General features: G+C 69.8%; 14 protein-coding genes. 5 read left to right on the forward strand and 9 right to left on the reverse strand.

What is annotated here, in order from left to right; all coding sequences use genetic code 11:
• Positions 1–4: 4 nt before the first annotated feature.
• Both cpaB and P2Q00_RS32940 read right to left on the reverse strand, forming a co-directional pair.
• Positions 5–712 (reverse strand): Flp pilus assembly protein CpaB, encoded by a 708-nt coding sequence (cpaB, locus tag P2Q00_RS32935; protein ID WP_275777118.1) that lies wholly within the window; start codon positions 710–712, stop codon positions 5–7.
• Between the two features lie 81 nt (positions 713–793).
• Complete coding sequence (locus tag P2Q00_RS32940; RefSeq protein WP_275777249.1) at positions 794–1,615, reverse strand: hypothetical protein; 822 nt, start codon at positions 1,613–1,615, stop codon at positions 794–796.
• 252 nt (positions 1,616–1,867) lie between these two features.
• On the opposite strand from P2Q00_RS32940, the gene P2Q00_RS32945 reads away from it, so the two are divergent.
• Entirely contained in the window at positions 1,868–3,598 is a 1,731-nt protein-coding gene (locus P2Q00_RS32945; protein WP_275777119.1) for a chitinase, read from the forward strand.
• A gap of 27 nt (positions 3,599–3,625) precedes the next feature.
• Here the strand turns inward: P2Q00_RS32945 and P2Q00_RS32950 are convergent, their stop codons facing one another.
• Positions 3,626–4,228, reverse strand: coding sequence for a DUF1326 domain-containing protein (locus tag P2Q00_RS32950; RefSeq protein ID WP_275777120.1), 603 nt, complete (start codon positions 4,226–4,228; stop codon positions 3,626–3,628).
• A gap of 207 nt (positions 4,229–4,435) precedes the next feature.
• Here P2Q00_RS32950 and P2Q00_RS32955 point away from each other — a divergent pair, with 207 nt between their 5' ends.
• Both P2Q00_RS32955 and P2Q00_RS32960 read left to right on the forward strand, forming a co-directional pair.
• Positions 4,436–4,948 carry a SigE family RNA polymerase sigma factor gene (locus tag P2Q00_RS32955; RefSeq protein WP_275777121.1) on the forward strand — a complete coding sequence of 171 codons (513 nt, stop codon included), beginning with the start codon at positions 4,436–4,438 and terminating at the stop codon, positions 4,946–4,948.
• A gap of 77 nt (positions 4,949–5,025) precedes the next feature.
• Positions 5,026–6,294 (forward strand): hypothetical protein, encoded by a 1,269-nt coding sequence (locus P2Q00_RS32960; protein ID WP_275777122.1) that lies wholly within the window; start codon positions 5,026–5,028, stop codon positions 6,292–6,294.
• A 13-nt stretch (positions 6,295–6,307) separates the two neighbouring features.
• On the opposite strand, the gene P2Q00_RS32965 is transcribed toward P2Q00_RS32960, so the two are convergent.
• From P2Q00_RS32965 to P2Q00_RS32975, 3 genes are all read right to left on the reverse strand, one after another.
• Complete coding sequence (locus tag P2Q00_RS32965) at positions 6,308–6,793, reverse strand: ATP-binding protein (RefSeq protein ID WP_275777124.1); 486 nt, start codon at positions 6,791–6,793, stop codon at positions 6,308–6,310.
• A 77-nt stretch (positions 6,794–6,870) separates the two neighbouring features.
• A complete protein-coding gene (locus P2Q00_RS32970; protein ID WP_275777126.1) occupies positions 6,871–7,785 on the reverse strand; it encodes an MEDS domain-containing protein in 915 nt (304 codons plus the stop codon).
• 53 nt (positions 7,786–7,838) lie between these two features.
• Positions 7,839–10,223 (reverse strand): ATP-binding protein, encoded by a 2,385-nt coding sequence (locus P2Q00_RS32975; RefSeq protein WP_275777128.1) that lies wholly within the window; start codon positions 10,221–10,223, stop codon positions 7,839–7,841.
• Positions 10,224–10,465: 242 nt separating this feature from the next.
• Between P2Q00_RS32975 and P2Q00_RS32980 the strand changes: the two genes are divergently transcribed.
• Positions 10,466–11,824 (forward strand): M14 family metallopeptidase, encoded by a 1,359-nt coding sequence (locus P2Q00_RS32980; RefSeq protein WP_275777129.1) that lies wholly within the window; start codon positions 10,466–10,468, stop codon positions 11,822–11,824.
• Positions 11,825–11,839: 15 nt separating this feature from the next.
• On the opposite strand, the gene P2Q00_RS32985 is transcribed toward P2Q00_RS32980, so the two are convergent.
• Entirely contained in the window at positions 11,840–12,439 is a 600-nt protein-coding gene (locus P2Q00_RS32985) for a hypothetical protein (RefSeq protein WP_275777130.1), read from the reverse strand.
• Positions 12,440–12,547: 108 nt separating this feature from the next.
• Complete coding sequence (locus P2Q00_RS32990; protein ID WP_275777132.1) at positions 12,548–13,126, reverse strand: cysteine hydrolase family protein; 579 nt, start codon at positions 13,124–13,126, stop codon at positions 12,548–12,550.
• Positions 13,127–13,283: 157 nt separating this feature from the next.
• Here P2Q00_RS32990 and P2Q00_RS32995 point away from each other — a divergent pair, with 157 nt between their 5' ends.
• A complete protein-coding gene (locus P2Q00_RS32995) occupies positions 13,284–14,363 on the forward strand; it encodes a GlxA family transcriptional regulator (protein ID WP_275777133.1) in 1,080 nt (359 codons plus the stop codon).
• Here the strand turns inward: P2Q00_RS32995 and P2Q00_RS33000 are convergent.
• Positions 14,284–15,765 (reverse strand): GntP family permease, encoded by a 1,482-nt coding sequence (locus P2Q00_RS33000; protein ID WP_275777134.1) that lies wholly within the window; start codon positions 15,763–15,765, stop codon positions 14,284–14,286. The genes P2Q00_RS32995 and P2Q00_RS33000 overlap by 80 nt on opposite strands.
• Positions 15,766–15,839: the final 74 nt, after the last annotated feature.

Genomic DNA, 15,839 nt, shown 5'->3' on the forward strand with positions numbered 1-15,839 from the left:
CCTCTCACTTGTCCTTCGTGAGTTCGTACGTGCGGTCCTGCTCGGGGATGGTGCCGGTCTCGCTCGGCGCGACGAGTGCGAGCCGGACCCGCTTGGCGAAGGACTCGGCGTAGGTCAGGCGCTGGGCGTCGAGCGCGGAGAGCGCGAAGGTGATGGGGACGGCCTTGGTGGCCTGACCGGTGCGGTCGGTGGCGTCGGGCTGGAGCGAGGTGAGGTCGCCGACGTCGAGGACCCTGGCATTCGTGACGATGATCTTGGACAGATCGGGATCACCCGTCTTCTGACCCTCGAAGGTGGCGTAGACGTTGACCTTGGAGTCCGGCGTTATCTTGCCGGCGACTCCGGTCGCCGCATCGATCATGATGGCGACCTCCTGCTGCCCGGGCTGCAGAGCGGGCTGATCGGCGATCATGTCGCTCTGCAGCAGGGAGCCCTTCTTCAGGGTCGTGACGGCGACCTTCCCGCGGATGCCGGCGAGATCGGTGACCGCGTTCGCCGACAGCCAGCGCTTCGGCATCTCGGTCTTCTCGAACTGGGCCGCACTGAGGCTGGTGTACGGCTTGATGTCGCTCTTGATCTCGTACGCCGTGACTTTGGGCCCGACCTGGGACTTCACGTCGCTGATGACGGACAGGACGCCGGCGAACGCACCGAGGGCGCACAGGACCGACAGAAGCAGGAGTAGCACGCCACGGCGCTGACGGGAGTTCATGAACCGTACAACCTCATTGGGGGATATCGGTCGAGCGGATGGGATCGTGCAAGCGGTACCCGCGAGGGGCCGGTCGCCGCCTCAGGAGCCTCTCCCCGCGGGGAGCTGGTTCTCCAGGATGGGCGGTGGGCCGGCGGAGCAGAAGACACAGCGGTCACCGATGACGTCGATGCCGCACCAGTGGCAGGAGCCCTGCCGTACCGACGTGACCAGCTGGTACAGGACGGACAGGTCGGGCAGGAAGGCGGCGAACTCGATCAGTTTGCCCGTCCCCCACCAGGCCGCGGACTCGGCCGGCAGCACCGCCTCCCTGAGCCCCTGGGCGTTCCACTGCGGGACCAGGGTCGCGGTGACCCAGTCCGACTGCAGCTGCCCCTTCGCGACCAGCATCGAGGTGCCGAACTCCGGCCCCGGGAGGGCGGCCTCGGGGGCGATCCTCACCAACTGCGGCTCGGGATGGGCGAGTACGGCGAAGTGATGGCCCGGCACCCAGGACTTGGCGTGCTGCTTGAGACCGACGGGGACGCGGTCGAGGCGGGTGACCGAACCGAGCAGCGCTCCGGCGTGGATGTAGTGGGTGAGCAGGCGGCCGGCGGAGGCGAGGACGCCGGGGCTGAGGTCGCAGGAGGCCAGCTGCCTCAACTGGCGGGCCAGGACGGCCAGTCCGAGCGGGGGCAGACCGGGCCGGAACAGGGCTATACGGTCACTTTCCAGGAGGGAGCGGATCGTGTGCAGCCGGCGCGCCACCTCCGGGGAGACAGCCCCCGAGCAGACGACGATCAGATGCCCGTGCTGATCGATCAGACTCTGCACGGCCGCCAGCGCATGCTCCAGCGGCTCCTTGTCGAGGCCCTGCAGGACGACGGCAGGCAAGGTCCGCTCGTCCTGCGGTGGCAGTGCCATGTCGGCACTGGTCACGGCGATGGCAGTTGACACGCGCAGCTCCCCGGTGACTTCACTCCGTGACTACCTCAGCACTGTATCCACGCCCCTGTGACCGGAGAACAGCGTTTGTGTAGCTGATGGGCAACTGACGTTTCACAAGTTGCGTCAAAACGGGGCAGGTTCGAGCATCTTGCCAACCTCGAACCGAACCCGCGGACCATTTGGTCTGGACCTCTTGACAGAGCAATTGGTCTGGACCAACTTATTGTCATGTCCCCACAGAGACGATCGGTACCCCCCAGACGATCGGCACCACGCAGCCGATCGACGGCACGGCTCTGGTCAGGAGCCGTCACCGCCGCCCTCGCCCTCACCTTCGCGGGCACGGGCCAGGCATCCGCAGCGGACGTCAACAACGCCAAGAACGCCGGCTTCGAATCCGGCCTGAGCAACTGGACCTGTTCCGCGAGCAGCGGCACGACGGTCTCCTCCCCCGTGCACGGCGGCGCGGCCGCGCTCAAGGCCACCCCGGCCGGGCAGGACGACGCCCAGTGCAGCCAGACGGTGGCGGTCAAGCCGAACTCGACGTACTCGCTGAGCTCCTGGGTGCAGGGCGGCTACGCCTTCCTGGGCGTGACCGGCACGGGCACCACGGACGTGTCGACCTGGACCCCGGACTCGTCCTCGTGGAAACAGCTGACGACGAGCTTCACGACGGGCTCGTCCACGACCTCGGTGACGGTCTACACACACGGCTGGTACGGCCAGGCCGCGTACTACGCCGACGACGTGTCCGTGTACGGCCCGGACAGCGGCGGAGGCGGCGACCCGGCACCGACGGTTCCGGGCACGCCCAGCGGTCTGTCGGTCTCCGGTACGACGTCCTCGTCGGTGTCGTTGGCGTGGAACGCGGTGTCGGGCGCGACCGGCTACAACGTCTACCGGGACGGCACGAAGATCACGGCGGTGACGGGGACGTCGGCGACGGTGACCGGCCTCGCGGCCGCCACCTCGTACTCCTTCCAGGTCACGGCGACGAACTCGGCGGGCGAGTCGGCCAAGTCGGGTTCGGTGACGGGGACGACGACCTCCGGCGGCAGCAACGGAGGGACCGCTCTGCCCAAGCACGCAGTCACCGGCTACTGGCAGAACTTCAACAACGGCGCCACGGTCCAGAAGATCTCCGACGTATCGTCCCAGTACGACATCATCGCGGTGGCCTTCGCGGACGCCACGACCACGCCGGGCGCCGTGACCTTCAACCTGGACTCGGCGGGCCTGGGCGGCTACACGGTCGACCAGTTCAAGGCGGACATCAAGGCGAAGCAGGCGGCGGGCAAGAAGGTCATCGTCTCGGTCGGCGGCCAGAACGGCACGGTGTCGGTGAGCGACTCGACCTCGGCGGCGAACTTCGCGAACTCGGTGTATTCGCTGATGCAGACGTACGGCTTCGACGGCGTCGACATCGACCTGGAGAACGGCCTCAACGCGACGTACATGTCACAGGCGCTGCGCTCGCTGTCGGCAAAGGCGGGCTCGTCCCTGATCATCACGATGGCCCCGCAGACGATCGACATGCAGTCGACGTCGAACACCTACTTCCAGACGGCCCTGAACATCAAGGACATCCTCACGGTCGTCAACATGCAGTACTACAACAGCGGTTCGATGCTGGGCTGCGACGGCAAGGTGTACTCGCAGGGTTCGGTGGACTTCCTCACCGCCCTGGCCTGCATCCAGCTGGAGGGCGGCCTGTCGCCGTCCCAGGTGGGGCTGGGGCTGCCGGCTTCGACGAGCGCGGCGGGCAGCGGCTATGTCTCCCCGACGGTCGTGAACAACGCCCTGGACTGCCTGACGGCCGGCACGAACTGCGGCTCCTTCAAACCGTCGAAGACGTATCCCGACCTGCGGGGTGCGATGACCTGGTCCACCAACTGGGATGCGGCTGCGGGGAGTTCGTGGTCGAGCTCGGTGGGGGCGCATGTGCACGGGCTGCCGTAGCAGCGGGTGAACGTGACGTTCGCCTGGTCAGACGGACCAGGCGAACGGCGCGGAGTGCGCGTTGTGACCCGCCAGGTCGAGGTCCAGGCCGAACGCCCGGATGCGGGCGACAGTGGACTTCGCGATCGTCACGACCGGGTTGGGTGTGATGGTGATGCCATGCAGGGTCGCGCCTTCACTCGCGCCTTCCAGGAAGAAGTCCTCGACCTCGATGTCGACCGAATCCCCGATGGTGACGCGGTGGGTCCGGTCCTTGGACTCGAAGGTGATCGGAGCGGTTTCCACCCCGGCGATCTCACCCACCAGAGGAGTGAGGATCTCCGGGGGCCCGCCCTTCGTCCCGCTGAACACTCCCTGCAATTTCTCGGCCTGCTCGGCCGAGGCCGCCTCGTCGAGGAACAGTCCCACCCGCCAGCCGCCCAGGGACATCTGCCCCGGCGCGTCCGCCAGCAACGCGACGGTGAGCCCGCCGACGTCCACACCCTCGACATCCCCCCGGTCGACGTGGAACACCAGCGTCACCTGACACCGCTCGGTGTCCGCCGGCATCGCCAAGGCCGAGACGGTGCACGGACACACCACGTCACATGGACATGCTTCGAAATACCGGCCTTCCAGACTCCATCCCATCGTCCGCTCCGCTTCACTACTCGTCGGTAATCAGACGGGATCCGTTCTCCGGATATGACTCAAGCATATGTCTGGACCAAGCGGGCCGACAGTTCTGGCCACCGCGCATGAAACATTTCCCCGGTCCCACCGCATCAATGAAGTGAGACCAGCGAGCGGCAGCAGTGGGGACGGTGCCGGTCGCGGCACCGTGGACAGGGGGCACACATGAGACAGAGGCGCGCCGACGAGTACGCGGAGTTCGCCGCCGCGCGCGCCGGGCATCTCTATCGGTCCGCCTGTCTGCTGACCGCCGGTGACACCCATCTCGCCGAGGACCTGGTGCAGGAGACCCTCGGGCGCCTGTACGTCAGCTGGGGGCGTGTGTCGCGGGTCGGCAATCCCGCGGGGTATGCGCAGACCGTGCTCGCGCGGACGTTTCTCGCCCATCAGCGGAAGCGGAGCAGTACCGAGCGCGCCACCGACGTACTGCCCGATCTGCCCGACGAACGCGCCGGCCAGGACATGCCGTTGCGACTGACCCTGCTGGAGGCACTCGGCCGGCTGCCCGCGAAGGACCGGGCCGTGGTCGTCCTGCGGTACTGGGAGGACCGTTCCATCGAGGAGACCGCCCGGGCCATGAACGCCAGTTCGGCCGCCGTGCGCACACGGTGCGTCCGTGTCCTCGGGCGGCTCAGGGAACTGCTCGGGGAGGACCTGAGCGATTACGCCCGCTCCTGAGCACCCTTTTCCGCCATCTCCGCCATCCCCACGATCTCCGTCATCTCCGTCGTCCTTTTGCGAAACGGTGGTTCGTCATGCCCGTGGATCAGCACAGCGATCCCTTTGTTCCCCTCGACCCTTTCGAGGAACAGCTGTCCGCCGGGCTGCGCCAGGCCGGCGGCGTCTTCGAGACCGACCGGGCCGCGCTCGTCACCGCCGGCGCCCTCAAGGGACGACGGCGTCTGCTTCGGCGCCGGGCCGCCGTGGTCGGCGGGGCCGCCTCCCTCGCGCTCGTCGGCCTGGGCGGCGCGCTGCTCCTGCCTGGGGGCGGATCCGCACATCAGGACGGGGCCGAGGTGGGATCCAGCACGCCCAGTGCCACCTCCACGCCCGCCCCCGCCCCCGTCTCCGGCGACGATTTGATCCGTACGCTCGAAAAACTGCTCCCCCACGGCAAGTTCAGCAAGGCGGAGGCACGCGGCACGGACGAGCCGCCGGCGCCGTATGTGCATCTCGTCTACGACGACGGCAAGGGCGCCGCGGCCGTCGGCGTCAGCCTCGCGCGGGTCGAGCCGGGGAGCGACGAGGCGCGGCAGGCGACCGAGTGCCCGGGCAAGGCGTTCGCCCACTACGACGCCTGCAGCACGACCCGGTTGCCGGACGCCTCCGTGGTCATGGTCCTGCAGGGGTACGAGTATCCGGACCGCCGTGTGGACACCAAGTGGTGGAGCGCCGAACTCGTCACACCGACGGGGCAGCACGTCAGCGTGAGCGAGTGGAACGCCGCCGCCGAGAAGGATTCGCCGGTCACCAGGGCCGAACCTCCCCTGTCCGCTGACCGGTTGAGGAAGCTCGCCGCCGCCTCCGCCTGGCGTGACGCCATCGACTCGATGCCCGAGGACACCGCCGAACCGACGGCGCAGCCGACCGGGTCCGACACGGCGGTCGCCGTACCGATCGCCCCGATGCTCAGGTCCCTGCTGCCGAAGCGGAAGTTCACGGTGTCCGAGGACAGCGGTGACGACAGCGGCTTCGGCTACCTCGTCGTCGACGACGGCATGGGCAAGAGCCTTGTCCAGGTCAACGTCCAGGGCGACATGTCGGACGTCGCGGGCGACCTCTTCGGCTCCGGCGCCAAGACCCTGCCCGACGGGACGAAGGTCGCCGTGCATCAGGAGCCGAGCGAGAAGGGCGGCGCCGGTGCCGTCATGTGGACCGTGGACACGCTGCGGTCCGACGGGCGGCGGGTGGTGATCAGTGAGCTCAACTCCGGCGCTCCGCACGACGACGCGACCCGCAGGACCCCGGCGCTGAGCATCGAGGAGCTCCGCGCGATCGCCCTCAGCCCGAAGTGGTGGCAGTAGCCGCTGCAGGACCTCAGAACGGGTCTCCTCGGCCACAGCCCTCCGACCCGCACGTGCCCAGCTCGAACCACACCGTCTTCCCCTGCCCGTCCTGGTGGCATCCCCAGCGTCTGGCGAGCGCGTTCACCAGGAACATCCCCCGGCCGCTCTCCGAGGCGCCCGCCTCCAGCACCTGCGGTGTGCGGCGGCCGGCGTCGTGGACCTCGCAGCGCAGGACGCCGTGTGCGGCGGAGAGGGTGAGGCGGAAGCGGCTCGCCGAGTGCAGCAGGGCGTTGGTGGCCAGCTCACTGACCAGGAGTTCGGCGGCGTCCACCAGGTCGGCCCGGTCCGTCAGCCCCCATATCTCCAGCTGTCTGCGGACCTCCGCCCGGGCCTCGCGGACGGCGGTCGGGCGGGGGTCGTAGTCGACGCTCAAGTGGCCTGCCCGCAGGGGTGGTTGAGGGTACTCGGCGAACTGAGGGTCGGAGTCCGGGTGGGGGGTCCCGGAGAGATCCAGCATGGTTCCAGACTGCCCTCCCCGGCGCCTGCGCACACGGGGAGGACTACCTGTTTCCATACCTGCGTCACCGCAAGCGGTTACCCGTACTGCAACCTTACGGTCGCTCCCGACCCGTCGTCGCGGATGTCGACGTAGGTGCACACCTGGCGGGTGAACCACAGTCCCTGGCCCGGTTCCAGTTCGGGGGTGGGCGGCGGGACGAAGCCCGCCAGTGGGTCGTCGACCCGGCGTGACGTGCGCAGTTCGCAGACGCAGGCGGGTGCCTCGCCCCACAGCAGGGCGCCGCTGACCGGGCCGAGGGCCGCGGCCGTCGCGGTGACCGCCTCGGTGAACAGCTCCGCGTCCGCGGGCTCGAGTCCACGGGCAACCGCTCCCCTGCGTACGGTATCCGCCGACAGGTGCGTGTGCAGTTCCGCGTCGGCGGGGGGCAGCGGCAGGGGTGCTGCGTCCAGTTCGGCCGTGAGGCGGACCGGGTCCTCGTAGACGGCGGTGTCGGGGTGGGCTCGGCGGGCCGCCTCGATGATGGCCGTGCCGGCGGTGCGGGTGTCGTAGGCGCACAGCGCCGTTGCCGCCAGCGGCGCGAAGAGGAGGTTGGCGAGGGCCTCGTAGCGGATCCACTCGGTGGTCTCGCGGGCGGAGCGTCCTGCGCGGCCGTTCCAGACGGGCTCCATGAGGAGGTGGATTCGGCCGCCGGGGCCGGCGTGCGCGGCGAGGTAACCGGCGCCCTGGGCGACGGCGTTGGCGGCCGAGCCCGTGTACCACTCGGTGTGCGGGACGAGGACGACGTCCTTCGCGTCGGCGCCGAGGGCGTCGTGCAGGAGGTCCAGCTTGTCGGGGGCGGCGATGGCCACGGGCGGGGGTTCGCCGGGGGCGCCGAGCGCTTCGGCGAGGAATGGCAGGGCGGCGGCCACGAACGCGTCGTCCGTGCCGTACACGGCCATGCGGTGGTCGAACGGGGTGGGGGTGGGGACGTCGTGTGGTGTGCTGGTCATGGTTCTCCTCTCGGTGGGGTCTGTGGAATCTGGGAGGGGAGCCTGGACGGGGCTCAGCGCTGGGCCGTCACCCAGGCGGCGATCTGGCTGCGGTTGCTGAAGCCGAGTTTGCTGAGGATGCGTTCCACATGGCCTTCGGCGGTACGGCGGGCGATGACGAGACGGTCGGCGATCTGCTGGTTGGCGAGGCCCTGGGCAACGAGTTCGGCGACCTCGCTCTCGCGGCGGGTGAGCGTGCCGCCCTGCGGCGGGCGGGATCTGCAGCGGCCGTCCGTCCTCCCTGCGGGGGTGGGGTGTGCGGGCTCTTCGTCCTGCGTCGCGTAGGCGACGATCTCCGCGAGTCCGAGGGCGCCTCCTTTCTCGTACGCCCGCTCGAAGGCGGCCTGTCCCAGGGCGTCCAGTGCCCGCTCCCCGCCGTCGCGGCGGATGGAGTCCAGGTCCGTCGAGCCCCAGCGCTCCCGGTCGATGTCGGCCCAGGTGCGGTCGGCGCCGCCGAGCAGGGCGGCCGCGTGTTCGTGGGCGCCCGCCCGGGTCGCGATGTGGGCCAGCAGGTCGAGGGTGAGGGCGATGCCGGTGACGTCGTGGACGGCGAGTTTGAGGCGCAGGGCCTCGCGGGCGTGCCGTCCGGCCTCCTGCCAGTCCTCCTTCACGGTGTGCGCGAGGGCCAGCATCCGCAGCACATACGACCGCACCCATTCCTCGCCGTGCTCCTCGCAGAGCCGTCGGGCCCGCTCGCAGACCTCGACGGCGCGGTCGGCCTGGCCCAGGAAGCCCAGGGCGCAGGCGAGTTCGACCTGGTCGAGGCCGTGCAGGCTGAGGTGCTGGCCGGGGACGGGGCCGCGGGCGACGGTGGTCTCGAAGTGCGCCAGGGCGGCGGGCAGTTCGTTGCTGAAGAGGCGGATGACGCCGATGACGTATTCGGCGTGGGCGGCCTCGGCCTTGTCGCCGAGGTGCTCGGCCAGCGCATGGGCGTCCCGTGCGCGGCGCAGCCCTCCGGTCATGTCCTGGGTGGCGCCCGCGAGGAGGCCGGCCACCCACAGGCCGCGGGCCCGCTCGGCGCTCGGTTCGGGGTTGGCGTCGAGGGCCCGCTCCAGCCAGTAGCGGCCCTCGCGGGGTGCGCCGCAGGCGTGCCAGTAGAACCACAGGGTGCCCGCGAGGCGCAGGGCGGTGCGGCGTTGGCCGGGGGCGGTGAGGCCGAAGTCGAGGGCGGCACGGAGATTGTCCTGGTCGGCGCGGAGCCGGGCGACGATCGCGCGCTGCCCCGGCCCGAACCAGGCGCGCTCGCAGTCGGCGGCCCGCTCCTGCATCCAGTCGCGCTGGCGGCGTCGGGCCGCGGCCTCCTCGCCGTCCGACTGGCGCAGCCGGTCGAGGCCGTAGTGCCGCAGGGTGTCGAGCAGCCGGTAGCGCACCCCGTCCGGTCCTGTCTCCCTCCCCAGCACGGACTTGTCGACGAGCCCGGCGACGGCTTCCAACACCTCGTAGGGCTGCACCCTCCCCCAGCCGGCGGCCGGGGGGACCCCCATCTCGCTTCGCTCGCCGTCCGCACACACCGCCTCCGCCGTCTCCAGGTCGAAGCTGCCGGCCAGGACGGAGGCCCGCGCCCACACCAACTGCTCCTGCTGCGTGCAGAGTTCATGGCTCCAGTCGACGGCGGCGCGCAGCGTCTGGTGGCGGGGCAGGGCCGCGCTGCTGCCGGCGGTGAGGAGGCGGTAGCGGTCGTCGAGCCGCTCCAGGAGCTGTTCGACGCCGAGGACCCGCATGCGTACGGCGGCCAGCTCGATGGCAAGGGGGAGTCCGTCCAGACGGCGGCAGAGACGGGCCACGGCGGCGCGGTTGCCGGGGGTGAGCCTGAAGCCCGGGACCACGGCGGCGGCGCGGTCGGCGAAGAGGGCGAGGGCCGGGTAGCCGTCGGCCGCGGTGAGATCGCCGTCCGGGTCGGGGACGGGTAACGGCCGTACCTCCATGAGGTGTTCCTCGGTGAGGCCCAGGCGGTGCCGGCTGGTGGCGAGGACGCGGACGCCGGTGGTGCCGCGGAGCAGGGCGGCGGCGAGGTCGGCGCAGGCCTGCAGCAGGTGTTCGCAGTTGTCGAGGACGAGCAGGAGGCGCCGGTCCCGTACCTGGTCGACCAGGGCGTCCAGCGGCGGCTGCGCGGAGTGGTCGTGCAGGCCGAGGGCGTCGGCGGCGGCGAGGGGGACGAGCGCCGGGTCGTGCAGGCCGGCCAGGTGCACGAAACGCACACCGTCCGGGAAGGCGCGCTCGACGCGTGCCGCGACCCGTGCGGCCAGACGCGTCTTGCCGACGCCGCCCGGTCCGGTCAGCGTGACCAGGCGCGCCCTGGCGAGCAGTTCGCGGCCTTCGGTCTGTTCGCCGCGCCGGTCGACGAAACTGGTGGTCTCGACCGGCAGGTGACGGTCCCGTCGCGGCGCTGATCCGCCCATGATCAGCCTCCCCTGACAACGGAACCTCACTCTCCTCCCGCATTCGGCATATATGCACGCACGGGTCACACCCGCGGGTGCACTTTGCCGGAGGGCGGGCCCCCGATGACCGAGGCAACTACACTGCGCGGCCGGTTTTCGCTCTCTTGACCTGTCCATGCCATTCCCTGACGATGGCGGCACCGCACCCGCACACGTACGTCGCACTGAACCCCACCCCCCAGCTCCCGCCAGGAGACTTCATGCGACTTCGGATACGAGGCTCGGGCGCCCGCGGCGGCAGACGCACCGCCGCGTTCGCCACCCTCCTCACGCTCGCCCTCGCCGCACCCGTCTCGGCGACGACCACGAACGCCACCGCCGACAGCGCCCGCACGGCGGCGCCTTCGGCCGACGACATCCACCAGTACGAGATCCACGTCGACAACAACACCCCGGTCACCCGCACCGCCATCGCGGCGGCCGGGGTGAGCGTGGACGAGGCCGACGAGGAGACGGTGGTCGTCTCCGGACGGGCCGCGCAGATCAGCAAACTGCGCCAACAGGGCTACGACGTCTCACTGTTGGGCTCGGCACCGGACCGCTCCTCGGGCTCGGACGGCGTACGGCCCTACGACTTCCCCTCGGCCGACTCGAAGTACCACAACTACGCAGAGATGAACGCGGAGATCGACCAGCGGCTCGCGGCCTACCCGAACATCATGAGCAAGCGGGTGATCGGCAAGTCGTACCAGGGCCGGGACATCGTCGCCATCAAGGTCAGCGACAACGTGGCGACCGACGAGAACGAGCCGGAGGTGCTCCTCACCTTCCACCAGCACGCGCGTGAGCATCTGACCGTGGAGATGGCGCTGTATCTGCTGCGGGAGCTGGGCGCCGGGTACGGCAGCGACTCCCGCATCACCAACATGGTGAACAACCGGGAGATCTGGATCGTGCCGGACCTCAACCCCGACGGCGGCGAGTACGACATCGCCACGGGTTCCTACCGGTCGTGGCGGAAGAACCGGCAGCCCAACTCCGGTTCGTCGTACGTCGGCACGGACCTGAACCGGAACTGGAACTACAAGTGGGGCTGCTGCGGCGGCTCTTCGGGGTCCACGTCGTCCGAGACCTACCGGGGTGCCTCGGCCGAGTCCGCACCCGAGGTGAAGGTGGTCGCCGACTTCGTGCGCTCCCGTGTGGTCGGCGGCAAGCAGCAGATCACCGCCGGGATCGACTTCCACACGTACAGCGAGCTGGTGCTGTGGCCGTTCGGGTACACGTACTCGGACACGGCGACCGGGATGACGGCGGACGACGCCGCCGCCTTCAAGGCCGTTGGGCAGAAGATGGCGGCGAGCAACGGGTACACCGCCGAGCAGTCCAGCGACCTGTACATCACGGACGGGTCGATCGACGACTATCTCTGGGGTACGCAGAAGATCTTCGACTACACCTTCGAGATGTATCCGACATCCAGTTCCGGGGGCGGTTTCTACCCGCCCGACGAGGTGATCGAGCGGGAGACCTCCCGGAACCGGGATGCGGTGCTGCAGTTGCTGGAGAACGCCGACTGTATGTACCGCTCCATCGGCAAAGAGGCCCAGTACTGCAGCTAGTCGGAGTGCCGGCGGCTACTCGGCGTCCTCGTCCTCGGCGGCTTCGTCGCCGTCCTCGAAGTAGGCGTCGAGGACGGCGTCCAGCTGCTCTTCCCACTCGCTGAAGCGCGCCCTGGCCGTCGCCTCGATCTCGATCGGGTACCAGCGGCGGTCGGGGGTGTGGACCGTGATGGTGAAACGCTTGCCGAAGCGGGGCGATTCGGTCTCCACGGCTCCGATCTCGTCCCAGCGGAACTCGCACCCCTGGTCGTCCAGGGTGAGGCGGACGCCCTTGTGGTCGGCGACGATCTTCGCGCGGCGGTCGGAGGCCTCGAAGACGGGGCCTTCGGGGGCCTCGTCCTCGTCCTCCGCGGGCGCCTCGTCGTCGACCGTGGAGGCCTCGGCCTCCGCGGCCGGCTTCTGCGCCTCGGCCTCGGTCTCCGCCGCGGCGGACTCGACTTCCTCGTCCTTGAGCTCGTCCTCGGGCTCGGCGGACTCGGCGTCCTCCGCCTCGACCTCCTCCGGCTCCTCGGAGACGGGTGCGGTGAGCCCGGGGATGAAGGCCGGGTCGAATCCGGCACCGGTCACGGGCTCGCCCTTCAGGGGCTGGCTGCTCGATCCTATGCGCTGCTCCACAGCGGGCAGTATGGTCGAAGATCCTGTGCCGGACACAGCCGGGCCCAACTTCGTTATCAGACGCCTACAACGAACACACCCGCCACAGCGGCCACAGTCGGCCGGATGCTACGTCAGCGCGGTGTGGGAGGGAACGACGACGCCGTACGCGTCGGCGATGGCGGCCAGCGCGCTGCGGTGCAGTTCGTCGGCGGACACGTCCACGATCGACCGGGTGGCGCATGCGTCCGCCGGGACGGTGGGCTTGTTGCCGCGCAGGGCGGCGGACGCCGTCGTGTACGCAACGCACATGTGGGTCATGAACCCGGCGACGATCACGGTCTCGTTCCCGGCCTCGTCCACGAGCCTGCCGAGGTCGGTCCCGTGGAAGGCGTCCGGGGCCTGCTTCACGACCACGGGCTCGCCCTCGACCGGCGCCACACCGGGGTGGATCTCACCGATCTCCGTGCGGATGTCGTAGGGCGAGCCCTCGCCGTCGTCGTGCTGGACGTGGATGACCGCGGCTCCGGCCTCGCGGGCGCGGGACAGCAGGTCCGACGCCGCTTCCAGGGCGGGCTTCCAGCCGTCGAGTTCCATCACACCGCGGGTGTAGGTGTTCTGGTAGTCGACGAGGACGAGCGTCGAGGACGCGAGGGCCGCGGGGACGTGGTCGGCACCGCCGAGATCGCGCAGCGTCTTGCTTGCCACAGGTCTTCTCCAAGGTTCCGGGGGCTTGCGTTGCGTACGTTGCTCAACGGTCCGTTGAACACGTATGCGACGCTATGCCCGGCCCGGGGTGTCGGCAATGACGTGCTGCCTGCAGAAACCGACACCCATGTCTGTGAGCGGATCAGGGGGTTGCCGGGTGGGGACCGTGAACCGGTTGATCGTGATCGTGCTGTTCGAGGGCGTCGACCTGCTCGACGTCACCGGCCCGCCGGAGGTGTTCTCCCTCGTCCCGCACGAAACCGCGGAGGGGGTCGGCTACGAGGTCGTGCTGGCCGCCGAGACTCCGGCGCCGGTGACGACCGCGGCCGGTGTGCGGATCCTGCCCGACACGACCTTCCATGAACTGGGCGCACGGGCCATCGACACACTGCTGGTGCCCGGCTCCGTCGAGGTGGACGGCGAGGGCCGCGTCCACCCCGTCACCGAGCCCTCCACGGTGGCCTGGGTGAAGGCGCTGGCCGCCCGCACCCGGCGGGTGGCCTCGGTGTGCGTCGGTGCGCACCTCCTCGCCGCCGCGGGACTCCTCGACGGCAAGCGCGCCACGACGCACTGGTCGACGGCGCAGCGGCTCGCCGCCGACCATCCTGCGGTGCGGGTCGACCCGGATCCGATCTTCATCCGCGAGGAGAGCGAGGAGGGCGAGGTGTGGACCGGCGCGGGGATCAGTGCCTGTCTGGATCTGTCCCTCGCTCTGGTCGCGGAGGACTTCGGCGAGCCGGTGGCTCTGCGCGTCGCGCGCGAACTCGTGATGTATCTGAAGCGGCCCGGTGGGCAGTCCCAGTTCAGCGTGCCGTTGGAAACGGTGTCCTCGACGCGGCGCATCGAGGACCTCCGGCATCACATCCTGAACAACCTCGGCCGGCGCCTCACCGTCCCGGACCTGGCCGCGTACGCGCATGTCAGTGACCGGCAGCTCACCCGGATCTTCAAGACCGAACTCGGCACGACGCCGCACGCCTACGTGGAGTCGGCCCGGGTGGAGACAGCCCGCAACCTGCTGGAGACGTCCGACGACACGCTGGAACGGGTCGCCTCCGTATGCGGGTTCGGCACCGTCGACACCCTCATCAGGGCCTTCCGCCGCCGCCTCGGTACGACCCCGAGCGACTACCGGGCCAGGTTCCGCGCCACGGCGCCTACACGAACACGCTCAGCACAGCGGCCACCGCAAAACCCGCCACCGACAGCACCGTCTCCAGCACGGTCCATGTCCTGAGGGTGTCGCGTTCACTGATGCCGAAGTACTTCGCGACCATCCAGAAGCCGCCGTCGTTGACGTGCGAGGCGAAGATGGAACCCGCCGAGATGGCCATGATGACCAGGGCCACGAAGGCCTGGGAGTGGTGGGTCTCGGTGAGGAGGGGGGCCACGATGCCTGCCGTCGTGACGATCGCCACCGTCGCCGAGCCCTGGGCGACCCGGAGCACGACCGAGATCAGATAGGCGAGGACGAGCACCGGGAGACCCACATCGTGGAAGGTGTCCGAGAGGGCCTGGGCGACGCCGCTCGCCTTCAGGATGGCACCGAAGACACCGCCCGCGCCGACCACCAGCAGGATGTTGCCGACCGGCTTCAACGAGGCGGTCGACACCGTCTCCAGGGACTTGCGGGACCAGCCGCGGCGGATGCCCAGCAGGTAGTACGCCAGGAGCAGCGCGATCGTCAGGGCCACGAAGGGGTGGCCGAAGAACTCGATCACCGAGCGGCCGGTGGAGGGGTCCAGGGCGATGGAGGAGAAGGTCGCCGCGAGGATCAGGATCAGCGGGGTGCCGATGATGGCCAGCACCGTCCCGAGCGGTACCGGGTGCTCGCGCGGCTCGACCCCCTGCTCCCGCTGCTCGTTGATCACTGCGAGCTTCGCCTCGGCCGCCGCCTCCACCATGTCCTGCGGTACGGCGACGAAGATGCGGCGGCCGATCCACGCGGAGTACGCCCAGGCGGCCAGTACCGCCGGGATGCCGCAGACGATGCCCATCAGGATGACCCAGCCGAGGTCCACGTGGAGCAGGCCGGCCGCGGCCACCGGGCCCGGGTGCGGGGGCAGGAACGCATGGGTCATCGACAGGCCCGCCAGCAACGGCAGGCAGTAGAGCAGGATCGACTTGCCCGAGCGCTTGGCGGCGGCGTAGACGATGGGCGCGAGGACGAAGATGCCCACGTCGAAGAAGACCGGGATGCCGAAGATCAGGCCGGTCAGGCCCATGGCCAGCGGCGCTCGCTTCTCGCCGAACAGATTCAGCAGGCGGGACGCCAACACCTCTGCGCCGCCGCTGACTTCGAGGATCGCGCCGAGCATCGTGCCCAGACCGATGATGATCGCGACATGGCCGAGGATGCCGCCCATGCCGGTCTCGATGGTCGAGACGGCGTCCGAGCGCTGGACGGTGCCGAAGAGCTCGGTGACGGACAGGCCCGCCAGCAGGCCGACGGCTATGGAGACGGCGAGCAGGGCGACGAACGGCTGGAGCCGGACCTTGATGATCAGGAAGAGGAGGAGGGCTATGCCGATGGCGGCGACCGTGAGAAGACCGGCCGTTCCGTCGATCAGGAGGAGCAGGCCTCCGGTGTGGGGTGGGGTCTCCGGGGCGGGTGCGGTTGCAGCGAGCGTTTGGGACATTTGGGGGTCCTCTACGTAAGTGCATGGGAAGGGGGTCTGGGGGTCTCCCCCAGAAGGCACAGCCGGGCAGGGGG

The organism is Streptomyces coacervatus (genome assembly GCF_029223485.1).
GTDB classification, from domain to species: Bacteria; Actinomycetota; Actinomycetes; order Streptomycetales; family Streptomycetaceae; genus Streptomyces; species Streptomyces coacervatus.